General features: G+C 71.3%; 15 protein-coding genes. 10 read left to right on the top strand and 5 right to left on the bottom strand.

What is annotated here, in order from left to right; all coding sequences use genetic code 11:
- The first annotated feature begins 19 nt into the window (after positions 1-19).
- Positions 20-2,287, top strand: coding sequence for a glycogen debranching protein GlgX (glgX, locus tag ACZ7M2_RS42225; RefSeq protein ID WP_471599857.1), 2,268 nt, complete (start codon positions 20-22; stop codon positions 2,285-2,287).
- Positions 2,288-2,343: 56 nt separating this feature from the next.
- Here the strand turns inward: glgX and ACZ7M2_RS42220 are convergent, their stop codons facing one another.
- From ACZ7M2_RS42220 to ACZ7M2_RS42205, 4 genes are read right to left on the bottom strand one after another with little or no spacing between them, the layout of a single operon-like run.
- The gene (locus ACZ7M2_RS42220; RefSeq protein ID WP_471599856.1) at positions 2,344-3,030 is read right to left on the bottom strand and encodes a response regulator; all 687 of its coding nucleotides are present in this window, start codon (positions 3,028-3,030) and stop codon (positions 2,344-2,346) included.
- Positions 3,020-4,285 (bottom strand): sensor histidine kinase, encoded by a 1,266-nt coding sequence (locus ACZ7M2_RS42215; RefSeq protein ID WP_471599855.1) that lies wholly within the window; start codon positions 4,283-4,285, stop codon positions 3,020-3,022. Before ACZ7M2_RS42215 ends, ACZ7M2_RS42220 begins: the two co-directional genes overlap by 11 nt.
- Positions 4,286-4,310: 25 nt before the next feature.
- Complete coding sequence (locus ACZ7M2_RS42210; RefSeq protein ID WP_471599854.1) at positions 4,311-5,045, bottom strand: ABC transporter permease; 735 nt, start codon at positions 5,043-5,045, stop codon at positions 4,311-4,313.
- Positions 5,042-5,944 (bottom strand): ABC transporter ATP-binding protein, encoded by a 903-nt coding sequence (locus tag ACZ7M2_RS42205; protein WP_471599853.1) that lies wholly within the window; start codon positions 5,942-5,944, stop codon positions 5,042-5,044. Before ACZ7M2_RS42205 ends, ACZ7M2_RS42210 begins: the two co-directional genes overlap by 4 nt.
- 206 nt (positions 5,945-6,150) lie before the next feature.
- Between ACZ7M2_RS42205 and ACZ7M2_RS42200 the strand changes: the two genes are divergently transcribed.
- From ACZ7M2_RS42200 to ACZ7M2_RS42170, 7 genes are all read left to right on the top strand, one after another.
- Entirely contained in the window at positions 6,151-7,935 is a 1,785-nt protein-coding gene (locus ACZ7M2_RS42200; RefSeq protein ID WP_471599852.1) for an ABC transporter ATP-binding protein, read from the top strand.
- Positions 7,932-9,863, top strand: coding sequence for an ABC transporter ATP-binding protein (locus tag ACZ7M2_RS42195; protein WP_471599851.1), 1,932 nt, complete (start codon positions 7,932-7,934; stop codon positions 9,861-9,863). The genes ACZ7M2_RS42200 and ACZ7M2_RS42195 overlap by 4 nt, the downstream gene beginning before the upstream one ends.
- Before the next feature lie 67 nt (positions 9,864-9,930).
- Positions 9,931-11,640, top strand: coding sequence for an ABC transporter transmembrane domain-containing protein (locus ACZ7M2_RS42190; RefSeq protein WP_471599850.1), 1,710 nt, complete (start codon positions 9,931-9,933; stop codon positions 11,638-11,640).
- On the top strand, positions 11,637-13,376 hold the full coding sequence (locus ACZ7M2_RS42185) for an ABC transporter ATP-binding protein (RefSeq protein ID WP_471599849.1): 1,740 nt from the start codon (positions 11,637-11,639) through the stop codon (positions 13,374-13,376). The genes ACZ7M2_RS42190 and ACZ7M2_RS42185 overlap by 4 nt, the downstream gene beginning before the upstream one ends.
- 504 nt (positions 13,377-13,880) lie before the next feature.
- Entirely contained in the window at positions 13,881-15,923 is a 2,043-nt protein-coding gene (locus ACZ7M2_RS42180) for a M4 family metallopeptidase (protein ID WP_471599848.1), read from the top strand.
- 298 nt (positions 15,924-16,221) lie between these two features.
- On the top strand, positions 16,222-17,880 hold the full coding sequence (locus tag ACZ7M2_RS42175) for a M4 family metallopeptidase (protein WP_352049300.1): 1,659 nt from the start codon (positions 16,222-16,224) through the stop codon (positions 17,878-17,880).
- A gap of 87 nt (positions 17,881-17,967) precedes the next feature.
- Positions 17,968-18,483 carry a DUF1990 family protein gene (locus ACZ7M2_RS42170; RefSeq protein WP_471599847.1) on the top strand — a complete coding sequence of 172 codons (516 nt, stop codon included), beginning with the start codon at positions 17,968-17,970 and terminating at the stop codon, positions 18,481-18,483.
- Positions 18,484-18,514: 31 nt separating this feature from the next.
- Here the strand turns inward: ACZ7M2_RS42170 and glgP are convergent, their stop codons facing one another.
- Entirely contained in the window at positions 18,515-21,154 is a 2,640-nt protein-coding gene (glgP, locus tag ACZ7M2_RS42165; RefSeq protein WP_471599846.1) for an alpha-glucan family phosphorylase, read from the bottom strand.
- 584 nt (positions 21,155-21,738) lie between these two features.
- Between glgP and ACZ7M2_RS42160 the strand changes: the two genes are divergently transcribed.
- A complete protein-coding gene (locus ACZ7M2_RS42160; RefSeq protein WP_471599845.1) occupies positions 21,739-22,941 on the top strand; it encodes a S8 family peptidase in 1,203 nt (400 codons plus the stop codon).
- A 194-nt stretch (positions 22,942-23,135) separates the two neighbouring features.
- Positions 23,136-25,262, top strand: coding sequence for an alpha-1,4-glucan--maltose-1-phosphate maltosyltransferase (locus tag ACZ7M2_RS42155; protein WP_471599844.1), 2,127 nt, complete (start codon positions 23,136-23,138; stop codon positions 25,260-25,262).
- Positions 25,263-25,332: the final 70 nt, after the last annotated feature.

Genomic DNA, 25,332 nt, shown 5'->3' with positions numbered 1-25,332 from the left:
AGCCGCAGGAGGCTGAACGGTGTCGAGCGCAGCCGAGCAGGAGGCAGTGCCGGAGGGGCGGGCCACGGGCGAGAAACTGCCCGCGCAGTCGTCCCCCGTGCTGAACGGCGCCCAGCGGGCGCCGTCGCCCGCCGTGTCCGTGTGGCCGGGCGCCCCGACCCCGCTCGGGGCGCGCTTCCGCGTCGGCCCCGACGGCGCGGCGGGCACCAACTTCGCCCTGTGGGCGGGCGGGGCGGAGGCCGTCGACCTCTGCCTCTTCGACGAGCGGGAGGGCGAGGTCCACGAGACGCGCGTGCCGCTCACCGAGCTGACCCACGAGATCTGGCACGGCTTCGTCCCCGGCGTGCTGCCCGGCCGCCGCTACGGCTACCGCGTGCACGGCCGCTGGGACCCGTGGACCGGCGCCCGCTGGAACCCGGCGAAGCTGCTCCTCGACCCGTACGCCCGTGCGGTGGACGGCGACTTCAGTCTGCCGCCCGAGGTGTACGGGCATGTCCGGGACTGGCCCCAGCAGCAGGTCGCGGACACCGTGCGCGACGACCGCGACTCGGCGCCGTACGTCCCCAAGGGCGTCGTCGTCCACGATGACGACGACTGGTCGGACGACCACCGCCCGAAGACCCCGTGGGCGGACTCGGTGATCTACGAGCTGCACGTCCGCGGCTTCACGCGGCTGCACCCCGGGATCCCGGAGGAACTGCGCGGGACCTACGCCGGGCTCGCCCACCCGGCGGCGATCGAGCACCTGGCCGGGCTGGGCGTCACGGCCGTGGAACTCCTGCCCGTCCATCAGTTCGCCCACGAGGACCACCTCCTACGGCGCGGAATGAAGAACTACTGGGGCTACAACTCGATCGGCTACTTCGCCCCGCACGCGGGCTACGCGTCCTCCGGGACGACGGGACAGCAGGTCGGCGAGTTCAAGCGGATGGTGCGGGCGCTGCACGCGGCCGGTATCGAGGTGATCCTCGACGTGGTCTACAACCACACGGCGGAGGCCGGTGAACTGGGCCCGATGCTGTCCCTGCGCGGCATAGACAACCGGGGTTACTACCGGCTCCAGTCGGACGCCCGCCGGTACGCCGACTACACGGGCTGCGGCAACACGCTGCACGTGGTGCAGCCGCACGTCCTGCGCCTGATCACGGACTCGCTGCGGTACTGGGTGACGGAGATGGGGGTGGACGGCTTCCGCTTCGACCTGGCGGCGGCGCTGGCCCGCTCGATGCACGACGTCGACATGCTCTCCCCCTTCCTCGCGGTCATCGCCCAGGACCCGGTCCTGCGTCGGGTGAAGCTGATCGCCGAACCGTGGGACGTCGGTTCCGGCGGCTACCAGGTGGGCGCCTTCCCACCCCTGTGGACGGAGTGGAACGACCGCTATCGCAACGCGGTCCGGGACTTCTGGCGGGGCGCGCTGCCGGACGTACGGGACCTGGGGTACCGCCTCTCGGGGTCGAGCGACCTGTACGCGTGGGGCGGGCGGCGCCCCTATGCCTCGGTGAACTTCGTGACCGCCCACGACGGCTTCACGCTGCGCGACCTCGTCTCCTACGAGCGCAAGCACAACGAGGCCAACGGGGAGGGGAACCGGGACGGCACGAACGACAACCGGGCCTGGAACTGCGGGGCGGAGGGAGAGACGGACGAGGAGCGGGTACAGGGGTTGCGGCGGCGCCAGTTGCGGAACCTGCTGACGACGTTGTTGCTGTCCACGGGGGTGCCGATGCTCGTCGCGGGGGACGAGTTCGGGCGCACCCAGCGCGGCAACAACAACGCGTACTGCCAGGACAACGAGATCAGCTGGGTCGACTGGAGCCTGCTGGAGGAACCGGGCTGGCGAGCGCTGTACGACCTGACGTCCCGGCTGATCTCCCTCCGGCACCAGCACCCCGTGCTGCGGCGCCGGGCGTTCTTCTCCGGGCGGGCCCATTCGGTGGACGGGCTGCGGGACCTGGCGTGGTTCACCCCGCGCGGGGCGGAGATGACGGAACGGGACTGGTACGCGCCGGCCGCGACCCTGGGGATGTACCTCTCCGGCCGGGACATCCCCGGACGCGACGCCCGCGGAGCGCCGGTCGTGGACGACAGCTTCCTCGCGGTGCTGCACGCCGGGGACCGGCCGGTGAGCTTCGTCCTGCCGGGGCCTCCGTGGGCCTCGCGCTACGAAGTCGTGGTCGACACCTCGACGGAGGATCAGGCGCGGGCGCCGGGCGTGATCCACCGCGCGGGCGGCACGGTCACCGTGCCCGCGCGGGCGGTGCTGTTACTACGCGTGGTGGGCTGAGACACCTGTCCTCGTCCTCGAACGCCGGACGGGCTGAAAGATGCGCGCCGGCGCTCTCAAGGGGCGCGGGAATCTGGGTGCCGGCCCAGGATGCCTCGGTCGTAGGCGACCGCCACCGCCGCCGCGCGGTCGTTGACGCCCAGCTTGGCGTACAGGTGGGTGAGGTGGGTCTTGACCGTGGCCTCGCTGATGAACAGCACTCGGGCTGTCTCACGGTTCGAGGTGCCCTTGGCCACCAGGGCCAGGACCTCGCACTCGCGGGCCGAGAGGGAGTCCTGGGTCGAGGCGGGCGCGCGGACCGCCGAGACCAGGCGGGAGGCGACCGCCGGGGAGAGCACCGTACGGCCCTGCGCTGCCGCGCGGACGGCGGTGAAGAGCTCCTCCCGCGGGGCGTCCTTCAGCAGATAGCCCGTCGCGCCCGCCTCGATCGCGGGGAGGGTGTCGGAGTCGGTGTCGTACGTGGTGAGGACGAGCACCTTGGCGCGAGCGCCGCGGCGGGTGAGTTCCGCGATGGCCTCGACGCCGTTGCCGCCGGGCATGCGGAGGTCCATCAGGACGACATCCGGGTCGAGGGAGGTGGCGAGGGCGACGGCCTCGACGCCGTTCGCGGCCTCGCCGAGGACCGTGAATCCCGGCGCGGACTCGAACATGCCGCGCAGACCGTCCCGTACGACGGGATGGTCGTCGACGACGAGGAGGGTGATCGCGGTGTCATCGGCCGGGGGGAACGAGTCATCGGTCATGGCGGACCAACGGTACGCGCGCCGAGACCGCCGTACCGTGGCCGGGTTCGGACTCCAGGGTGAGGGAGCCCGCGACGCGTTCGGCGCGGGCCCGCATGCCGTCCAGGCCGAAGCCGCCGTTGCCGGTGCGTTCGGGGACGGCGGCGGGGTCGAAGCCGCGGCCGTCGTCGCGTACGTCCAGGGTCACCTCGTCGCCCATGAAGGAGAGGGTGACGCCGAGCCGGGCCGCGCGCGCGTGCCGGGACGCGTTGGACAGGGCCTCCTGGGCGATGCGCAGCAGCGTCGCCGAGATCTCCTCGTGGAGGTGTTCCACCGTGCCGGTGAGGGTGAAGTCCGCGCGGACGCCGGTGCGTCGGGCCCAGTCCGCGACCGTCTTCTTCAGCGCCTCGGGAAGGCCGTCGTGTTCCAGGGCGACCGGAGCGAGGTTGTGCACCGAACGGCGCGCCTCACCCAGGCTCTGGCGGGCCAGCTCCGACGCGCGGCCCAGATGGACGCGGGCGGCCCCCGGATCGGGGGTGTTCGCGACGACCTGGAGCTGCGCGATGATGCCGGTCAGGCCCTGGGCGATGGTGTCGTGGATCTCGGCCGCCAGCCGGCGGCGTTCGTCGGCGACGCCGGCTTCCCTCGCCTGGACGAGAAGCTGGGCGTGCAGGGCGGCGTTCTCGTCGAGGGCCTGTTGCAGGGCGGCGTTGGTGCGTTCGAGTTCGGTGATGGTCTCGGTGCGCTCGCGGGAGCGCTGGGCCTCCTGCTGGGTGAGATGGGCGACCACCATCTGCAGGCCGGAGTTGGCGACCAGGAGCGCGGCGAAGAGGATCCACTGAACGCCGCTCCCGAACGGCAGCCCGCCGGCTTGCGCACCGGCCACGGTGACCGCGCTCGCGAACAGTCCGAGCCGCTGCCACCTGCCGGGGATCAGCTCGTCGGCGTCCATGTAGCCGGCGGCGGCGTAGAACGCGAAGAACGGGTCGATCCAGGCGAGGGCGAAGGCGAGGGCCCAGCGGACGACGTAGTACGCCGTCCCCGCCCGGCTCGGGATCCGGCCGCGGCCGGCCCGGCGGGAACGGGTGCCGTGCCACCACAGCTGGAGGACGACCGCGACGGCGACCAGGGCCCAGGCGGCGTACCACTCGGTGGAACGGTCGAACACGCCGGTGGAGGCGAGCGCGAGGACGACACTGATGCCGAGCAGACCGTACGGCCCCCAGGTGTGCAGCTGCTCCCAACGCCGCTCGATCTGCCTGTCCTTGGTGGTCATCTCCCCAGTCTGCACGGCCCCTCGCCTACTCCCATCGGAACCAGCGGGAGGCACCCGCCGTGAGCAGCACCGTCCAGGCCGCGAGGACCCCCAGGTGCGCCCAGCCCGGCCAGTCCCCCGCCGCCGCCCGGTTCAGGGCCTGCGCGGCGGCGCCGAACGGGGTGTATCCGACGATCCGGGCGAGCAGGTCGGGCATCGACTGCACCGGCAGCCACACGCCCGCGCAGAACATCATCGGGAAGAACACCGCCGACCCGATCGCGCCCGCGATCTTCGTCGTCCGGGACAGCGCGGAGACCACGGCGCCGAGCGCGAGCGCGGCCAGGGTCGCGAGGAGCAGGGCGAGGAGATAGCCGTACGGCTGCTTCGGGAGTCGCACGTCGAAGGCCAGTCGGCCGACGATCAGCGCGCACAGGGCCGAGGCCAGGGCCGCCGCGCCGTAGACGAGCATCTGGGCGGACAGCAGGGCGGACGGCCGTACCGGGGTGGTGGACATGCGGCGCAGGATGCCGCGCTCGCGATAGCCGGTGATGTGCTGCGGCATCAACTGCAGCGTGCCGACGATCATGCCGAGCAGCACGGCGATCGGGACGTACACGTCGACCGTGCGCAGGCCCCCCAGGTCGGCGTGGTGACGGCGGAACGACGGGATGGAACCGAGGATCACCAGCAACAGGGTGGGGAACACCAGGACCCAGAAGAGGGCGCCCGGTTCGCGGCGGAAGAGGCGCAACTCGGTGCGCAGGACTGTGGTGTTCATGAGGTGACCTCCGTCAGATCCAGGAACGCGTCGTCCAACGTGGCGTCGGAGACGCGGAGTTGGTGGGCGGTGATGTGGCCCCGGGCGAGCAGCGTGATGACCGCGTTGACGGTCTCGTCGGTGCCGGACAGCGTGATCCGGCCGTCCTTGTGCTCGACCGACGCGAGCGCGGGCAGCGCGTTCAGGTCACCCTCGTCCAGCGGCGCGGACGGCGTGAAGCTGATGACGGTGGAGCCCGCGGAGCGCCGGATCAGCCCTGCCGGGGTGTCCAGCGCGGCCACCCGGCCCTTGTCGATCACGGCGATCCGGTCGCACAGGCGCTGCGCCTCCTCCATGAAGTGCGTGACGAGCAGGACGGTGACCCCGCTCGCCCGGACGTCCTCGATGAGCTGCCAGGTGTCGCGGCGGGCGCGCGGGTCGAGCCCGGTGGTCAGTTCGTCGAGGACGACGACCCGGGGGTTGCCGATGAGCGCGAGCGCGATGAACAGGCGCTGCTTCTGGCCGCCGGAGAGCTTCGCGAAGCGGGTGGTGAGCTTGGCGGTCAGGCCGAGGCGTTCGGCCAGGGGCCGCCAGTCGGCGGGGTGCGGAGAGAAGGCCGCGTACAGCTCCAGGGCCTCGCGGACGGTGAGCTTGGCCTGCAGCTCGCTCTCCTGGAGCTGGGCGCCGAGGACGCGGGCGACCTGTTCGTGGTCGGCGACGGGGTCGAGCCCGGTGACCCGGACGCGGCCCGCGTCGGGGATCCGCAGGCCCTCGACGCATTCGACGGTGGTGGTCTTGCCGGCGCCGTTCGGGCCGAGGATCCCGAAGATCTCGCCCTCCTCGACGGCGAAGGAGACACCGTCGACGACGGGCCGGCCTCCGTAGGACTTGCGTAGTCCGGTGACTTCGATGACTGACATGTCCCGAGGATCCCGTCGGGACGGGAGCGGGCACATCGTCCATCGCGCTCGAAGCGGCATCAGCCGATCGGTTGATGCGGCGATACGACCGAGTCCCGGGGTCCGGGGTCCGGGGTCCGGGGCACCGGTCCCGGATCCGTGGAACGATTCAGGCCCGGCCAAAACTCGGTGGGCTCTGTCAGTGCCGAACCGTAGGCTCGCTCCTGATGTCCACTCCAGATGCGGTGACCCCGGGCCGAGCCGACCATTCGACCGTACGCAGCCTGCTGCGCCTGTGGCCGTACGTGCGGCCGGTGCGCACGCGGCTGTTCAGTGCCGCCTTCGTCGCGGTCCTCGCCTCCTGTACGGGGCTGGTGTTCCCGCTCGTCCTGAAGTGGATGGTGGACGGTCCCGTGGCCGGACACGACGCGGCGGGCATCTGGCTCGGCGCGCTGTATCTGCTGCTGCTCGGGATCGCGGAGGCGGTGCTGTTCGGGCTTCGGCGGTGGCTGGTGGCGCGGCCCCTGTCGGGCGTCGAGGCCGACATGCGGGCGGATCTGTTCCGGCATCTGCAACGGCTCCCGGTCGCCTTCCACGACCGCTGGGCCTCCGGTCAGCTGCTGTCCCGGGGCACCACGGACCTGATGCTGGTGCGCCAGTTCCTCGCCTTCCCACTGACGTTCCTACTGGTCAACTCCGTGACGATCCTCGTCGGCGTCATGATCATGCTGGCCCAGGAGTGGACCCTCGGCCTGGTGCTGCTCGCTCCCGCGGTGCCTCTGATGGTGGTCTGCTGGCTCTTCGAGCGGCACTACTCGCTGGTGGCGCGGCGGGCCCAGGACCAGGTGGGCGATCTGACGACGGTCGTCGAGGAGAGCGTGCTCGGCATCCGCATCATCAAGGGCTTCGGGCGCTACCGCAGCCAGGCCCTCGCCTTCCGCGAGCTGTCCCGCACGCTGCGCGGCACGGAGCTGGCCAAGGCCCGCCTCCTCGCCGCCATCCTGACGGTCATCGTCACCCTCCCCGAACTCGCCATCGGCGCCGCCCTCGTGCTCGGCACGGTGCAGGTCGCCGACGGCCGGCTGTCCGCCGGCACGCTGGTGGCGTTCCTGTCCACGGCGCTCGCGCTGCGCTGGCCCGTCGAGTCCATCGGCTTCCTCCTCGCGATGAGCCAGGAGGCGGCGACGGCGACGGAGCGGTACTTCGAGGTGATGGACGAGCAGCCGGAGTCCACCGGGACATCCGCGGTCGTCGCCAGGAAGGGCGAGGGCGGACTCCGCTTCCACGGCGTCCAGTTCCGCTATCCCGACGCCCCGGCGGACGCGCCGCCCGTCCTCGACCGCATCGATCTGCACATCCGTCCGGGTGAGTCGATGGCCCTGGTCGGCGCGACCGGCACCGGGAAGACCACCCTCACCGCCCTCGTCCCACGGCTGCACGAGGTGACGGCCGGGCGGATCACGCTGGACGGCGAGGACATCACGGCGATGCCCCGCGAGGAGCTTCGCGCGCGCGTGGCCGTGGCCTTCGAGGAGCCCACCCTCTTCTCGGCCGGCGTCGGGGAGAACGTGCTCATGGGCGCCCCGGACTCCGCGGGCGAAGCGGACCTGGACCGTGCCCTCGCCGTCGCCCAGGCCGACTTCGCGCACACGCTCCCGCAGGGCACGCGGACCCAGGTCGGTGAGCAGGGCCTGAGCCTGTCCGGCGGCCAGCGCCAGCGCCTCGCCCTCGCGCGGGCCGTCGTCGGCCGCCCCGGCTTCCTCGTCCTCGACGACCCCCTGTCGGCGCTGGACGTCCACACGGAGGCCGCGGTCGAGGCCGCGCTGCGCCGCGTCCTGGCGGAGACGACCGCGCTGATCGTGGCGCACCGCCCGTCCACGGTCCTGCTCGCCGACCGCGTGGCCCTGCTCTCCGGCGGCCGTATCACCGCGATCGGCACCCACCACGAACTGCTGCGCAGCAACGCCGAGTACGCCCATCTGATGTCAGGTGACGAGGAGGCCGACCGATGACGGTGCCCACGACGACGGCGCCGAACAAGGAGCCGGACCGGGAACCGGGCAGGGAAACGGGCAGGGACGCGGGCGCGGAACCCGACGGCGGGGTGCCCGGCGAGGACCGTCCGGACGCGCGAGAGTCCCACCCGCACCAGGACCCCTTCGACCGCGACGCCCTGCCCACTCCCCCGGGCGCCACCGGCGCGCTCCTGCGTTCCCTCCTCGCCCCGCTCAAGGCCCGTGTGGTGCTGACGTTGGTGCTGCTCCTGCTCCAGCAGGCCGCGATCCAGGCGGGCCCGCTGATCGTCGCGTACGCCATCGACCGTGCCGTACCGGCGTTCCGCGCGCACGATCACGGCCCGCTGATCGCGGTGGGTGTCGGCTATCTGCTGTGCGCGCTGGCCGCCGGCGGACTCCAGTACGCCTTCACCCGGGCGTCCGCCCGCGTCAACCAGGACGTGCTGCTCGACCTGCGCGGCCGGATCTTCCGCCACGCGCAGGCGCTCAGCATCGACTTCCACGAGCGCTACACCTCGGGCCGGCTGATCTCCCGCTCCACGACGGACGTCGAGTCGCTGCGCGAACTGCTCAGCGAGGGCCTGCAGGAGCTCATCACGGTGATCCTGTCCTTCGTCTACATCTCGGCGATGCTGCTCTGGCTGGACCTGGGTCTGGGCGCGGTGGCGGTGGCGTCCTTCGTGCCGCTCTACCTCCTCGTACGGCAGTACCGGCGCCGCGCCGGCCGTATCTACCGCCTCCGCTCGACCGCGATCGCCGCCGTCATCGTGAAGTTCGCGGAGACGATGAACGGGATCCGGCCGGTGCGCGCGTTCCGCCGCGAGGACGCCAACGACGCCGAGTTCCGGGTCCTCAACAAGCGCCACGAGCGCACCAACGGGGACGCCCTGCTGGAGATGGCCCGCTATGTCGTCGGCTCCCGGCTGGTCGCCAACACGGCGGTCGCGGGGATCGTGCTGTGGGGCGCGTACCGGGTGGCCGGGGGTTCCCTCGCGCTGGGCGTGCTGGCCGCCTCGGTGCTGTATCTGCGCCGCCTGTACGACCCGATCGACCGGCTGGGCATGTTCCTCAACGCCTACCAGTCCGCGGCGGCCTCGCTGGAGAAGATCGCGGGCCTGCTGGCCCAGACGCCGTCCGTGCCGGAACCGGCCGAACCGAAGCGGCTGCCCGCGCTCGCCTCCGCGCAGCCGGGCCGCGAGGTCGTCTTCGAGGACGTCCGCTTCGCCTACCGCACCGGCGGCGAGGTGCTGCCCACCTTCTCGCTCACGCTCCCCGCGGGGCAGACGGTGGCCGTGGTCGGCTCGACGGGCGCGGGCAAGTCGACGCTCGCCAAGCTGCTGGCCCGCTTCTACGACCCCACGGACGGCCGGGTCCTGCTCGACGGCGTCGACCTGCGCGAGCTGTCGGTGCCCGAGCTGCGGCGCGGGGTGGTGATGGTGACCCAGGAGGCCTTCCTGTTCTCCGGCACGGTCGCCGAGAACATCGCCATCGGCCGCTCCGACGCGAGCCGCGAGGAGATCGAGCGGGCCGCCAAGGCGATCGGCGCCCACGACTTCATCAGCGCGCTGCCCGAGGGCTACGACACGGACGTACGCAAACGGGGCGGCCGTATCTCCGCCGGGCAGCGCCAACTCGTCGCCTTCGCACGGGCGTTGCTCGCCGACCCGGCCGTCCTCATCCTCGACGAGGCCACCAGCTCCCTCGACATCCCGGGGGAACGGGCGGTGCAGCGCGCCATGTCGACGGTCCTGCGCGGCCGGACGGCGGTGGTCATCGCCCACCGCCTGTCCACGGTGGAGATCGCCGACCGGGTGCTGGTGATGGAGCACGGGCGGGTGGTCGAGGACGGCAGCCCGGCCGAACTCGTCGCGTCCACCGGCAGATTCGCGGACCTGCACCAGGCGTGGCGCGACAGCCTCGTCTAGCAGACGGCGAACGACTCGTACGGCGGACGGCGGACGGCGGACGGCAAGGGAAAGGCATGAGGGCTGCATGATCGACGCTCACGAGGACCCGGGGACGCCCGACTGCCGGGGCGGGTGGCGGTATCTGTGGTGGCTGGTCACCCGGCAGTCGGGGCGCAGCGCGGCGGGCGCGCTGCTCGCCACGGTGTGGATGACGCTCCTGGCGCTGCCGCCGTACCTGCTGTCCCGTGCGATCGACGACGGCCTGGAGCCGGGCGACCGGGGCGCCCTGTTCGGCTGGACGGCCGCCGTGCTGGGCATCGGCGTGTTCAACGCCTGGCTGGGCATCATGCGGCACCGCACCATGACCAAGGTCCGGATGGACGCCAACTTCCGCACGGTCAAGGTCGTGGTGGGACAGTCGGCGCGGCTGGGTGCCGCGCTGGGCCGCCAGGTCGGCGCCGGGGAGGTCGTCACGATCGGCGTCGGTGACGTCCAGACGATCAGCCAGTCGCTGACCGTCGTGGGTCCCGGCATCGCCGCGATCGTCACCTACGGCGTGGTGGCCGCGCTGCTGATGTCGGTCTCGCTCCAGCTGTCGGTGGTGATACTCCTCGGGGTGCCGCTGATCGCCGGGCTCGTCGGCCCGCTGATGGGCCGGCTGCAGGGTGCGGAGACCGAGTACCGCGAGCGGCAGGGCGTGCTGACGGCGCGGATCGGCGACCTCGCGGGCGGTCTGCGCGTCCTCAACGGCCTGGGCGGCAAGGGGCTGTTCGCGGACACCTTCCGCCGCGACTCGCAGCAGCTGCGGGCGCAGGGGTACCGGGTCGGTGCGGCGACCAGCTGGATCCAGGCCCTGGGCACGGGGCTGCCGACCCTTTTCCTCGCCCTCGTGACCTGGCTCGCGGCCCGGCTCGCCGCCCAGGGGGAGATCACCATCGGCCAGTTGGTGTCCGTGTACGGCTATGTCGCGGTCCTCGTGATGCCGGTGTACTTCTTCATCGAGAGCGGCTACCAGCTCAGCAGAGCCGTCGTCGCCGCCCGGCGCGTCGTACGGTTCCTGTCCCTGGAGCCCGTCGCCGACCACCCCGACGCCCGGGACGCGCCCGCCTCCCCGGCGGTACTGCACGATCCGGACTCCGGTGTACGGGTGCTGCCGGGGCGGCTCACCGCGCTGGTCGGAGCGGTTCCCGCGGAGTCCGAGGCCGTCGTCGACCGCCTCGGCCGGTACGCGGAGTCGGCGGTCACCTGGGGTGGCGTACGGCTCGACGAGATCGCCCTGGCGCAGCTGCGCGAGCGGATCCTGGTCGCGGACAACGAGGCCGACCTGTTCGCGGGCACCCTGCGCGAGCTGGTCTCCGGCCGCCGGGAGCACGACGAGGAGGCGATCGCCCGGGCGGTGCGCGCGGCGGCGGCGGACGACATCGTGCTCGGTCTCCCCGACGGTCTCGACTCGGATGTCGCCGCCCAGGGCCGCAGCCTCTCCGGCGGCCAGCGGCAGCGCGTACGCCTGGTGCGGGCGCTGCTCGCCGACCCCGAGGTACTGCTGGCCGTCGAACCCACCTCGGCGCTCGACGCGCACACCGAGGCGGCCGTGGCGGCCCGGCTGCGGGCCGCACGCTCGGGCCGTACGACCGTCGTCACCAGCACCTCGCCGCTGATGCTCGACCAGATGGACACCGTGCACTTCCTGGTCGACGGCAAGGTCGCGGCGAGCGGCAGCCATCACGAACTCCTCGACGGGGAGCCGGGATACCGGGCACTGGTGGCCCGCGACACGGAAGAGGTCCTGCGATGAGCGCGCATCTGCCGGTCGCCGAACCCGCCGAGGTGCGCCGGGCGGCACTGCGGCTGATCCGGGCGGACGGGCGGTCCTTCGCCGCCGTGCTCGGCCTCAACGCGCTGGCCGCCGCGGCCGGTCTGGTCGGGCCCTGGCTGCTCGGGCGGATCATCGACGACGTACGGGCCGGGGACGGTGTGGACGTCGTGGACCGGCTGGCTTCGGTCATCCTGGTGTGCTCGCTGGCGCAGTTGCTGCTGGCGCGGTGGGCCCGGTACGTCGGGCACCGCTTCGGGGAGCGGACGCTGGCCCGGGTGCGGGAGCAGTTCGTGGAGCGGGCGCTGAGTCTGCCCGCCTCGGTCGTGGAGCGGGCCGGCACCGGTGACCTGACCGCGCGCGGCACCGCCGATGTCACCGTGGTGGGCAACACCCTGCGCGACGCCGGACCCGAACTGCTCATCTCCTGCGCCCAGGCGTTGTTCATCCTCGGCGCGGTCTTCGTCATCGCCCCGCTGCTCGGCGCCTGCGGGGTGCTCGGGCTCGTCGGGATCTGGTTCGCCCTGCGCTGGTATCTGCGCCGTGCGCGCACCGCGTATCTCGCCGAGGGCACCGCCACCTCGGACGTCGCCGAGATCCTCGCGGCCACCGCGTCCGGTGCCCGTACGGTGGAGGCGTTCGGGCTGCAGCGCGGGCGGATCACCGCGAGCCGTCGGACGCTGGAGACGTCCCGGCTCAGGCGGATGCGGACCCTGTTCCTGCGCAGCGTGTTCTTCCCGGCCGTGGAGGTGTCGTACGTCGTTCCCGTGGTCGCCGCCCTGCTGGTGGGCGGTGCCCTGCACGCGCGGGGGTCGATGAGCCTGGGTGCGGTGGTCGCCGCGACCCTGTATCTGCGCCAGCTCGCGGAGCCGCTCGACCAGATCCTGATGCAGGTCGAGCAGCTCCAGAGCAGCGGCGCCTCGTTCGCCCGCGTCGAGGGGCTGGCCCGCGCGCCACGGGCCGTGGCGTCGGGCTCGCCCACCCCGGTCGACGACCGGATCGACGTGACGGATGTCCGCTACTCCTACGACCGCGGGGGCGAGGTGCTGTGCGGAGTCGACCTGATCGTGCGGCCCGGGGAACGGCTGGCCGTCGTCGGGCCCTCCGGCGCCGGGAAGACCACGCTGAGCCGACTGCTCGCGGGCATCGACGCGCCGCGGTCCGGGTCGGTGACGGTGGGGGGCGTACCGATCGCCGACCTCGATCCCGAGCAGCTGCGCCGGCAGGTCGTCCTCGTCACCCAGGAGCACCACGTGTTCCTGGGCACCGTTCGCGACAACCTGCTGATCGCCGAACCCGCCGCCGATGACGCGGCGTTGTGGGCGGCGCTGGCCGCCGTCGGTGCCGACGGCTGGGTCCGGGAGCTGCCGGACGGCCTGGACACCGAGCTCGGTACCGGCGGCCGCCGGACGGACGGGTCGCGGGCCCAGCAGCTCGCCCTGGCCCGGGTGGTGCTGGCCGACCCGCACACCCTGATCCTCGACGAGGCGACGGCCCTGCTCGATCCGACGACCGCGCGCCACACCGAGCGTGCGCTCGCCGCCGTACTGGAGGGGCGCACCGTGATCGCCATCGCGCACCGGCTGCACACCGCGCACGACGCGGACCGGGTCGCCGTGATGGAGGACGGACTGCTCACCGAACTCGGCACGCACGACGAGCTGGTGGCGGCCGAGGGGGCGTACGCGGCACTGTGGCGGACGTGGCACGGGGACTGAGCGCTCCGCTGGACGTACCGGGATGTGCCGTCGATCGTCTGCGGCGCCCTCGTGACGGGTCGCGCGGTTCCCCGCGCCCCTTCAGGGCGCTGCCGAACCGCAGCGGACTTCGCCCGACCCGCTCAGGGCGCGACGAATCGGGTCACGTCCGGTCGTCCTGGGCACGGGGCGGCAGGGCCGCGGCGCCGCGCCGCGCCACAGACCAGACGCACTCCGGCGAACAGTCCGCATGCCGAACATGAACACCCGGACAACGGACGAATTCCGGCCAACTTCCTGACGCGGTCCTGACAGAAAGCGAAATCTCCTGCCACTCTTCCCACGGCAACTTCACAGCAACCTCACAGCACCGTCGCCGTGTCGTGGCCGTGGACCCTCAGGCAACTGGTCCCGCGTTCCACCCTGTTCTGCCCTGTTCTGCCCTGTTCTGCCCGGACGGGTACCCACCCCGACCGGATCCCCACTGGCCGCGCGAGCCGTGGCCACGCAGAAGGAGTCAGTGTGTTGAGCAGCAGTTCCTCCCACAGACGCACCTCCCACACCACCCAGCGCCGCGTCGCGGCCGTCGCCCTCGTCGGCGTCTCCGCCCTGCTGGCCGCGGCCGTCCAGTCGGGCGCCGCGAGCGCGGCCCCCCAGAAGTCCTCCCTCGGCAAGATCAACCGTGGTTCTCTCGCCGTCCAGCTCACGCCATCGCAGCGCGCGGAGCTGATACGCGACGCGGACACCGCCAAGGCGGCCACCGCCAAGGACCTGGGCCTCGGGGCCAAGGAGAAGCTCGTCGCCCGCGACGTCATCAAGGACGCGGACGGCACGGTCCACACCCGCTACGAGCGCACGTACGCGGGACTCCCGGTCCTCGGCGGCGACCTGGTGGTCGACACCACCAAGGCAGGGAAGACCGAGCGGGTCATCAAGGCGACGCGGGCCACCCTCAAGGTCGCCTCGCTCACGCCCGCCGTCGCCGCCTCCAAGGCGGAGAAGCAGGCCCTCTCCGCCGCGAAGGCCGACGGTTCGAAGAAGACCGACGCCGACCGGGCGCCCCGCAAGGTGATCTGGGCGGCGGACGGCAAACCGACCCTCGCGTACGAGACGGTCGTCGGCGGCTTCCAGGACGACGGCACCCCGAACCAGCTGCACGTCATCACCGACGCGGCCACCGGCAAGAAGCTCTACGAGTACCAGGGCATCGAGACCGGGATCGGCAACACCCAGTACAGCGGCCAGGTGACGCTGACGACCACGCAGTCGGGCTCCAACTACACGCTCACCGACGGCGCGCGCGGCGGCCACAAGACGTACAACCTCAACCGCGGCACGTCCGGCACCGGCACCCTGTTCTCGCAGACCAGCGACACCTGGGGCAACGGCACCACGTCGAACGCCGCGACCGCGGGCGCCGACGCGCACTACGGCGCCGCCGAGACCTGGGACTTCTACAAGAACACCTTCGGCCGCAGCGGCATCAAGAACAACGGCGTGGGTGCGTACTCCCGGGTCCACTACGGCAACGCGTACGTCAACGCGTTCTGGGACGACAGCTGCTTCTGCATGACGTACGGCGACGGCTCCGGCAACGCCGACCCGCTGACCGCGCTGGACGTGGCCGGGCACGAGATGAGCCACGGCGTCACCTCCAACACCGCGGGCCTCAACTACACCGGTGAGTCCGGCGGTCTGAACGAGGCGACCTCCGACATCTTCGGCACCGGCGTGGAGTTCTACGCCAACAACGCCTCCGACCCCGGTGACTACCTCATCGGCGAGAAGATCAACATCAACGGCGACGGCACCCCGCTGCGCTACATGGACAAGCCCAGCAAGGACGGCGGCTCGGCGGACAACTGGTCCTCCAGCGTGGGCGGTCTCGACGTCCACTACTCGTCCGGTGTCGCCAACCACTTCTTCTACCTGCTGAGCGAGGGCAGCGGCGCCAAGGTCATCAACGGCGTCAGCTACAACTCGCCGACCGCCGACGGCCTTCCGGTCACCGGCATCGGCCGGGACAAGGCCCTGCAGATCTGGTACCGGGCGCTCACCACCAAGTTCACCTCGACCACCAACTACGCGGCGGCCCGCACCGGCACGCTCGCGGCGACGGGCGAGCTGTACGGCACGACGAGCGCCGAGTACACGGCGGTGCAGAACGCCTGGGCGGCCGTGAAGGTCGGCTCGCGTCCGGGCGGTGGCGGCGGTACCGGTACGTCGTTCGAGAACACCGGCGACGTATCGATTCCGGACAACGGGCCGGCCGTGACGTCGTCGATCGCGGTCACCGGCCGTACCGGCAACGCCCCGTCGAACCTTCTGGTCGACGTGAACATCGTGCACACCTGGCGCGGCGACCTGGTCGTGGACCTGCTGGCTCCGGACGGCACGGTGTACCCCCTGAAGGCCTTCAGCTCCTCCGACTCGGCGGACAACGTCCAGGAGACCTACACGGTCAACGCGTCCTCCGAAGTCGCCAACGGCACGTGGAAGTTGAGGGTCCAGGACAAGGCCGCGCAGGACACCGGTTACATCGACAGCTGGAAGCTGACGTTCCCGTAGACCGCGTCTGAACACGCGGCATCGAGAGGGCGCCGCCCCGGGGGTCGACTCCCCGGGGCGGCGCCCTCTTTGCTGCTCCATGACCCTGCTTTTGCTGTCGCTTGACGAAGATCGAGATCCGCGTAACGAACGGCGATCTTCATCCACCGGACGCTTTTCGGCCAAGATTTCATCGCCCTCCTGACATGTACGCGTCCCGGATGTCACTCTTCCACCGCACGGCTCACCCGCACCGCAACTTCGCACCTTCCGTACGGCCACCCCACGCCGTCCGGTCGCCCCCACAAGAGGAGATTGCGTGACCCCCCTCTACGCGCGTCACAAGCGCACCACTCTGGCCATCGCCACCGCTGTCGCTGCCGGAGCCCTGCTCACCACCGGTCTGACCACCGGCGCCTCCGCCCAGACCGAGTCGGCCGCCGCCAAGGCGAAGATCCCCGGCGCCACGGTCCAGCTCTCCGCCGCCGCGCGCACGAGCCTGATCCAGCAGGCCGACGCGGCCGCGCCCGAGACCGCCCAGCAGATAGGCCTCGGCGCCAAGGAGAAGCTCGTCGTCAGAGACGTCCTCAAGGACGCGGACGGCACCGTGCACACCCGCTACGAGCGCACGTACAACGGCCTTCCGGTCCTCGGCGGCGACCTGGTCGTCCACGAGTCCAAGGCCGGCAAGACCGAGGGCGTCACCAAGGCCGTGAAGACGGCCATCAAGGTCGCCTCGCTGAAGCCGCAGGTCACCACCGCGAAGGCCGAGAAGCAGGCTCTCACCGCCGCGAAGGCCGCCGGCTCGGAGAAGACCACGGCCGACCGCGCTCCCCGCAAGGTGATCTGGGCCGCCACCGGCAAGCCCACCCTCGCCTACGAGACGGTCATCGGCGGTCTCCAGGACGACGGCACCCCGAACGAGCTGCACGTCATCACCGACGCGGCCACCGGCAAGAAGCTCTACGAGTACCAGGGCATCGAGACCGGCACCGGCAAGACCCTCTACTCGGGCACGGTCAGCCTCAACACCACCCTGTCGGGCTCGACGTACCAGCTGACCGACGGCACCCGCGGCGGCCACAAGACGTACAACAAGTCGCACACCACCTCCTCCTCCGCGGGCACCCTGTTCACCGACGCGGACGACATCTGGGGCACCGGCGCGGCCTCCAGCTCCACCACCGACCAGACCGCGGCGGCCGACGCCGCGTACGGCGCGCAGGAGACGTGGGACTTCTACAAGAACACCTTCGGCCGCAGCGGCATCAAGAACAACGGTGTCGGCGCGTACTCCCGGGTCCACTACGGCAACGCGTACGTCAACGCGTTCTGGGACGACAGCTGCTTCTGCATGACGTACGGCGACGGTTCCGGGAACAACCACCCGCTGACCTCGCTGGACGTGGCCGGGCACGAGATGAGCCACGGCGTCACCGCCAACACGGCCGGTCTCAACTACTCGGGCGAGTCCGGCGGTCTGAACGAGGCGACCTCCGACATCTTCGGCACCGGCGTCGAGTTCTACGCGGGGAACTCCTCCGACGTGGGTGACTACCTCATCGGCGAGAAGATCAACATCAACGGCGACGGCACCCCGCTGCGCTACATGGACAAGCCCAGCAAGGACGGCGGCTCCGCCGACTACTGGTCCTCCAGCGTCGGCAACCTGGACGTGCACTACTCGTCCGGTGTCGCCAACCACTTCTTCTACCTGCTGAGCGAGGGCAGCGGCGCCAAGACCATCAACGGCGTCAGCTACAACTCGCCCACGTACAACGGCACGGCCGTCACCGGCATCGGCCGGGACAAGGCGCTGCAGATCTGGTACAAGGCGCTGACGACGTACTTCACGTCGACGACCAACTACAAGTCGGCCCGCACGGGGACGCTCTCCGCGGCGTCCGCCCTGTACGGCTCGACCAGCGCCGAGTACAAGGCGGTGGCCGCGGCCTGGACCGCGGTCAACGTGAGCTAGTGCCCACGGGGTCCTCGAGACCCGCCTAGGCACTTGGGCGGTACCCGGAGAGAAAGCACCTCCGGGTACCGCCCTACGCTGTCCCCCATGGTCTCCCCGGACAACCCCTTCACATACGAGGACGTGGGCGCAACGCGCGACGGCCGCTGCCCGCCGGGGTTCCACCCCCTGCACCTGCGCACCCGCGTCGGCGAGGGCGAGGCCGTCTTCCGCGCCGCGTCCGAAGCGGTGATGACCTGGGAGATGCACCGCGCGATGGGCGTGGGTATAACCGCCACCGCCGACAAGGCGGCCCCCGGAGTCGACGTCACCGTCGGGCTCGGCCCCCTGAAGGCCCCCTGCCGTGTGGTCTGGACGGTCGAGGAATACCGCCGGGCCGGCTGGGCCTACGGCACCCTGCCCGGCCACCCCGAGCGCGGCGAGGAGGCCTTCGTGATCGACCGCACGGGCGACGGCACGGTCTGGCTGACCGTGACCGCCTTCAGCCGTGCGGCCAAGTGGTACACCCGTGCGGGCGGACCGGCGACCCGGGGGCTCCAGCACGCCTACGCACGGCGCTGCGGGACGGTACTGCGCCGGCTGTGCGCGGGGTTCGAACCGTAGGCCCGCTGTCCGCCTTCCGCTCGCGGCTCGCTCAGCGCATCAGGACCCCGGCCTCCTCCCCCACCTCCTCCGAAGGCATCGTCACCAGGCCCAGCTCGGCGCCGGACGCGAGCAGTCGGTGCGTGGGGAGAATACGGACCGTGTAGCCGAACGGGCCGGTGCGGTCGAGGGAGAGCGGACCCTCGTACACCCAGCGCCCCTCCAGGTCCGGACCGCCCGCCGGTTTCAGCGGGACGCAGCTCGCGTCCGCGATGCGGTCCTGCGAGTCGACGCGGCCCGAGACCGCCTGGACCTCGACGTCGTCCGGGACGAGGTCGGCCAGCGCCACCCGCACCCGCAGGGACAGGGTGGTGCCCAGCTCGGCGGTCGTGGTGGCGGCGGAGGCCTCCAGATGGTCCACCGTGACCCGGGGCCAGGCCGCCCGGACGCGGGACTTCCAGGCGGCCAGTTCACGGGCCGTCTCCGGGGCCAGGGCGCGGTGGGCGCGGGCCGCGGGGGCGTACAGGCGCTCCACGTACTCGCGCACCATCCGGCCCGCCAGGACCTTCGGGCCGAGATGGGTCAGCGTCTGGCGGACCATCTCGATCCACCGGTCGGGCAGACCGTGCTGACCCCGCTCGTAGAAGCGGGGCGCCACCCGCTGTTCCAGCAGCTCGTAGAGGGCCGCCGCCTCCAGGTCGTCCCGGCGGTCGTCGTCCGTCGCCGTACCGTCCGCCGTCGGGATCGCCCAGCCGAAGTCCGGCTGGAACCACTCGTCCCACCAGCCGTCCAGGACGGAGAGGTTCAGACAGCCGTTGAGTGCCGCCTTCATCCCGGACGTGCCGCAGGCCTCCAGCGGGCGGAGCGGGTTGTTCAGCCAGATGTCGCAGCCCGGGTACAGCTTCTGCGCCATCGCCATCCCGTAGTCCGGGAGGAAGACGATCCGGTGGCGCACACGCGGGTCGTCCGCGAACCGCACCAGTTCCTGCACGAGCCGCTTGCCGCCGTCGTCGGCGGGGTGTGCCTTGCCCGCGACCACGATCTGGATCGGGCGTTCGGCGTGCAGGAGGAGGTCCATCAGGCGGTCGCGGTCGCGCAGCATCAGGGTCAGACGCTTGTAGGAAGGGACGCGACGGGCGAAGCCGATCGTGAGGACGTCCGGGTCCAGCACCCCGTCGATCCAGCCGAGTTCGGCCGTTCCGGCACCGCGCTGGCGCCAGGAGGCGTGCAGGCGTTCGCGTACCTCGAGGACCAGTTGCTCGCGCAGCACCCGGCGCAGGTCCCAGATCTCCTGGTCGCCGATGTCCGCCACCGCGTCCCAGCGGTCCGAGCCGCCGACCGTCATCGCGTCCTCGGTGCGCTGGGCGCCGATCTGGCGGGCGCCCAGACGGAAGACCTCCGGTGCCACCCAGGTCGGTGCGTGCACGCCGTTGGTGACCGAGGTGATCGGGACCTCGTCCGGGTCGAAACCCGGCCACAGCCCGGAGAACATCTCGCGGCTGACGTGACCGTGGAGCAGCGACACCCCGTTGGCCCGCTGGCCGAGCCTGAGCCCCATCACGGCCATGTTGAAGAGGTTCGGCTCACCGCCCGGGTAGGTCTCCATGCCGAGGCCGAGGATGCGCTCGACGTCGATACGGGGGAGTTCGGCGTCCGGGCCGAAGTGGTGGGCGACCAGCTCGCGGTCGAAGCGGTCGATGCCGGCGGGGACGGGGGTGTGAGTGGTGAAGACGGTACCGGCGCGGACGGATTCGAGAGCGGCCTCGAAGTCCAGCCCGTCGTGCCCGTCCTGCCCCTCGGCGAGTTCGGCGATGCGTTCCAGGCCGAGGAAGCCCGCGTGGCCCTCGTTGGTGTGGAACACCTCGGGCTGGGCGTGGCCGGTCAGCCGGCAGTACGTCCGTACGGCGCGCACCCCGCCGATGCCGAGCAGCATCTCCTGCAGCAGCCGGTGCTCGCTGCCGCCGCCGTACAGCCGGTCGGTCACCCCGCGTTCGCCGAGGTCGTTCTCCTCGACGTCGGAGTCGAGCATGAGGAGGGGGACGCGACCGACCTGGGCCAGCCAGATGCGGGCGCGCAGGGCACGGGCACCGGGGAGGGCGAGGGTGACCTGGGCCGGGGCGCCGTCGGATTCGCGCAGGGGTACGAGAGGGAGTTCGTTGGGGTCGAGGACGGGATAGTGCTCCTGCTGCCAGCCGTCTCGGGAGAGGGACTGACGGAAGTAGCCGTGCCGGTAGAGGAGTCCTACGCCGATGAGGGGTACGCCCAGGTCGCTGGCCGCCTTGAGGTGGTCGCCGGCGAGGATGCCGAGGCCGCCGGAGTACTGGGGCAGGGCCGCGGTGATGCCGAACTCGGGTGAGAAGTAGGCGATGGCGGCGGGGAGGTCGGGAATCTGGGTCTGGGTCTGATACCAGCGTTCGCCGGTCACGTAGTCGCGCAGGTCGTCGGCGACGGCGGCGAGGCGGCGCAGGAAGCGGCGGTCCTCGGCGAGTTCCGCGAGGCGGTGGGGAGCGACGCTGCCGAGCAGGCGTACGGGGTCGCCGTCGGAGGCGGTCCAGCGTTCGGGGTCGACGGACTGGAAGAGGTCGCGGGTCTCGGCGTGCCAGGACCAGCGCAGGTTGCGGGCGAGGTCGCTGAGCGGGTGAAGGGCGTCGGGCAGTACGGGGCGAACGGTGAATCTGCGGATTGCCTTCACAAGTTCCACCTTCACAAAAGACGTATGCGGCGGGAAGTACGTCACCGACGACGGTAGCGGCGAGGGTGTTTCCACAACACGGCGCATCGATGAACTCCGGCGTCGTGGGTGGCGGGTGCGTGGGTGGGTGGCGGGCGCGTGGGTGGGTCGGGGGCGTGGGGGTGCGTCGAGCCCGTCGCCGCCGGATCAGACGTGGGCCGGGCAAGCGAGCCGCCGCTCGATCCGAACGTAAGCGACGGGCTTGCGACACACCCCCACGCCCCCTTCCGCAGTCCGACAGCTGCGGGTGAGTGGAACGCTCCGTCAAAAGTGCCCGTCAGGGGCGCGGGGAACGGCGCGGACGGACACCAGTGGCCCATGGGCGACGGGCTCGGCCGAGGGCGTCGGCAAGAGGGACCGTCGACCGGGAATCGACGCAACCATTCCGCCCCACCCCCGGAGGGTATGGCCGATTCCGCCCGCATGGGCGGCCTTGTGGTGCTTCACACCACACGAGAGGCTGCCAAGTGGCGTACGCGCGGCCCCGGTCGCACACCGGTCGGTCCCGGTCGGCGTACGCCGACTTGAGGAGGGGAACTCACGTCATGGCACAGACGAGACAGCGGCGTCTGCGCTGGGCAGGATGCCTCACCGCGGTCACGACGGCCGCGGTGCTTTCGGCCATCACCCTGCCCGCGCACGCCGCCCCGCAGGGGCGCATACTCGGCGCCGGCGAACCCGGTTCCGTCAGCGGCAGTTACATCGTGACACTCAAGGGGGGTACGACGGCTCCGTCGTCGGCGGGCAAGGGCATCGCCGAGAAGTACGGAGCGCGAATCAGCCACACGTACGGCACGGCACTCAACGGGTACGCGGTTCAGGTGGGCGAGAAGCAGGCGCGGTGGCTCGCGGCGGACTCCCGTGTGGCCTCCGTCGTCCAGGACACCCGGGTGGCACTCGACCACTTCGAGAAGAACCCGCCGTCCTGGGGTCTTGACCGGATCGACCAGCCCGCTCTGCCGCTCGACAAGGGCTATACGTGGCCGGAGTCGGCGGGCGCGGGCGTGACGGCGTACGTCATCGACACGGGGATCCGGATCACGCACAAGGACTTCGGGGGGCGGGCCAGTTACGGCTGGGACTTCGTGGACAACGACAAGACGGCGGGGGACGGGAACGGACACGGGACGCATGTCGCCGGGACCATCGCGGGGACGACCTACGGTGTGGCGAAGAAGGCCAAGGTCGTGTCCGTGCGGGTGCTCGACAACGCCGGGTCCGGCACCACCGCGCAGGTCATCGCCGGTATCGACTGGGTGACCCGGCACGCGCACAAGCCCGCGGTCGCCAATCTGAGCCTGGGCGGCCACGCCAACGCCCAGCTGGACGCCGCCGTACGCAACTCCATCGCCTCCGGGGTGACGTACTCGGTCGCGGCGGGCAACGACGGACTGGCCGCCGGGCTGTACTCCCCCGCCCGGGTCAAGGAGGCGCTGACGGTCGGAGCGAGCGACCGGGCCGACGCCCGGGCGAGCTTCTCCAACTTCGGCGCGGCGCTCGACCTGTTCGCGCCCGGCGTGGCGATCACGTCGGCGTCGTATACGAGCGACACCGGGAAGGCGACCTTCTCCGGTACGTCGATGGCGAGCCCGCATGTCGCGGGCGCGGCGGCGCTCTATCTCGCCGGCCACCCGAAGGCGACCCCGGCCCAAGTGGGCAAAGCGTTGGTCCAGCGAGCGGTGTACGGGAAGGTCGGCGGTGCGGGGCTCGGTTCGCCGAACAGGCTTCTACAGGTCGGCTCTATGTAAGGAACCGCCGCAGCAGGCACCGGCCTCGCCCGTCGGACGAGGCCGGTCTTGTGTGTAGACATACGCGTAAGTAGTTAGCAACCTGCCGGATTGCTCACCCGAATAGGGTGGGAAGGCTCCCCCGGTACACCCCGCAGGCCCCACCTCCCCACACCGTCATCCGCCCACCCACGTTGACGCGGACAGGAGCGGTCATGCCCGCCACGCACCACACGTCGCCACCCCCGACGACCACCTCCGACACACCCCCCATACGCAAGGTCGACGCCGTCCCGCGCGCCCCGGAGCAACCCTCCGAACAGGGAGCCGAAGGCGGCGAGAGCGTCGGACGCATTCCCGTCGTCGACGTTCGGCCCCTCGTCCTGCAAGGCCGCCGCCCCGCCAAGGCAGTTGTCGGCGAGGTCTTCGAGGTCACGGCCACCGTCTTCCGCGAAGGTCACGACGCCGTCGCCGCGAACGTCGTCCTGCGCGATCCGGAGGGCCGCACCGGCCCCTGGACCCCGATGCGCGAACTCGCCCCCGGCACCGACCGCTGGGGCGCCGCCGTCCGTGCCGGGACGACCGGCCACTGGACGTACACCGTGGAGGCCTGGAGCGATCCTGTCTCCACCTGGCGCCATCACGCGGGGATCAAGATCCCGGCGGGCATCGACACGGAACTGGTCCTGGAGGAGGGCGCCCGGCTGTACGAGCGCGCTGCCGCCGGAGTGCCGAAGAGCAAGGGCAGAAGGGATGTCGTCCTCGCCGCGGCGGACGCGCTGCGGGACACCGGCCGTTCCTCGGCGGCCCGGCTCGCCGCCGCCCGTACCCCTGAAGTGGACCGGGTCCTCACGCGTCATCCGCTGCGTGAGCTGGTCAGCAGCTCGGAGCCGTTGCCCCTGCTGGTGGAGCGCGAGCGGGCGTTGTACGGCTCCTGGTACGAGTTCTTTCCGCGTTCGGAGAGCGGCCATCTCGATCCGCCGGTGCACGGCACCTTCCGCACCGCCGCCGAGCGGCTGCCCGCCATCGCGCGGATGGGTTTCGACGTGGTGTATCTGCCGCCGATCCATCCCATCGGGACCACCTACCGCAAGGGGCCCGACAACACGCTCTCGGCGGGGGCCTACGACGTCGGTGTGCCGTGGGCGATCGGCTCCCCGGAGGGCGGGCACGACGCCGTTCATCCGGACCTCGGCACGATCGACGACTTCGACGCGTTCGTGCGCCGGGCGGAGCGGGAGGGGCTGGAGATCGCGCTCGACTTCGCGCTCCAGTGCTCGCCGGACCACCCGTGGGTGCAGAAGCATCCCGAGTGGTTCCACCACCGGGCCGACGGGTCGATCGCGTACGCGGAGAATCCGCCGAAGAAGTACCAGGACATCTATCCGATCGCCTTCGACCAGGACATGCCGGGGCTGGTCCAGGAGACGCTGCGGGTGCTGCGGTACTGGATGAGCCACGGCGTGCGGATCTTCCGCGTCGACAACCCGCACACCAAGCCGGTCGTCTTCTGGGAGCGGGTCATCGCGGACATCAACCGCACCGACCCTGACGTGATCTTCCTGGCCGAGGCGTTCACCCGGCCCGCGATGATGCGCACGCTGGGGGCGGTCGGCTTCCAGCAGTCGTACACCTACTTCACCTGGCGCAACACCAAGCAGGAGCTCACCGACTACCTCAGTGAGCTGTCGGGGGAGGCGGCCGCCTCCATGCGGCCCAATTTCTTCGTGAACACCCCGGACATCCTGCACGAGTTCCTTCAGCACGGCGGGCGGCCGGCCTTCGAACTGCGTGCGGTACTCGCCGCGACGCTGTCTCCGACCTGGGGCGTCTACAGCGGATTCGAGCTCTGTGAGAACACCCCGCTGCGTGCGGGCAGCGAAGAGTACCTGAACTCCGAGAAGTACCAACTGCGTCCGCGGGATTGGGAGTCGGCGGAGCGGGAGGGTCGTAGCATCGCGCCATTGCTGAGGGCGCTCAACGCCATCCGCCGGCGCAGTCCGGCGCTGCGCCAGTTGCGCGGCCTCCACTTCCACCACACGGACAAGGACGCGGTGATCGCCTACTCGAAGTCGGTCACGGACGGGAGCGGATCGAACACGGTTGTGGTGGTGGTCAACCTCGACCCCCACCACACCCAGGAGGCGACGGTCTCGTTGGACATGCCGCAACTCGGCCTGGACTGGCACGAGTCCGTGCCGGTGCGCGACGAGCTCACCGGCGAGACCTACCACTGGGGCAGGGCCAACTATGTGCGTCTTGAGCCAGGGCACAGCCCCGCGCACATCCTCACCGTCCTGCGACCGTCCTCACCGCAGATCGGAGGGTCACCCACCACATGATCGTCAACGAGCCCGTCCCGGACACTTTCGAGGACACCCCGGCCAGGGACCGCGACCCCGACTGGTTCAA

The organism is Streptomyces sp. NPDC111507 (genome assembly GCF_055638955.1).
This window is presented reverse-complemented; position numbering and strand designations above follow the sequence as displayed.

Bases quoted from the DNA above. Each gene is read 5' to 3' on its own strand.
- ACZ7M2_RS42220 (WP_471599856.1), bottom strand. From the start codon at position 3,030: ATGACCGATGACTCGTTCCCCCCGGCCGATGACACCGCGATCACCCTC.
- ACZ7M2_RS42215 (WP_471599855.1), bottom strand. From the start codon at position 4,285: ATGACCACCAAGGACAGGCAGATCGAGCGGCGTTGGGAGCAGCTGCAC.
- ACZ7M2_RS42210 (WP_471599854.1), bottom strand. From the start codon at position 5,045: ATGAACACCACAGTCCTGCGCACCGAGTTGCGCCTCTTCCGCCGCGAA.
- ACZ7M2_RS42205 (WP_471599853.1), bottom strand. From the start codon at position 5,944: ATGTCAGTCATCGAAGTCACCGGACTACGCAAGTCCTACGGAGGCCGG.
- ACZ7M2_RS42200 (WP_471599852.1), top strand. From the start codon at position 6,151: ATGTCCACTCCAGATGCGGTGACCCCGGGCCGAGCCGACCATTCGACC.
- ACZ7M2_RS42195 (WP_471599851.1), top strand. From the start codon at position 7,932: ATGACGGTGCCCACGACGACGGCGCCGAACAAGGAGCCGGACCGGGAA.
- ACZ7M2_RS42190 (WP_471599850.1), top strand. From the start codon at position 9,931: ATGATCGACGCTCACGAGGACCCGGGGACGCCCGACTGCCGGGGCGGG.
- ACZ7M2_RS42185 (WP_471599849.1), top strand. From the start codon at position 11,637: ATGAGCGCGCATCTGCCGGTCGCCGAACCCGCCGAGGTGCGCCGGGCG.
- ACZ7M2_RS42170 (WP_471599847.1), top strand. From the start codon at position 17,968: ATGGTCTCCCCGGACAACCCCTTCACATACGAGGACGTGGGCGCAACG.
- ACZ7M2_RS42160 (WP_471599845.1), top strand. From the start codon at position 21,739: ATGGCACAGACGAGACAGCGGCGTCTGCGCTGGGCAGGATGCCTCACC.
- ACZ7M2_RS42155 (WP_471599844.1), top strand. From the start codon at position 23,136: ATGCCCGCCACGCACCACACGTCGCCACCCCCGACGACCACCTCCGAC.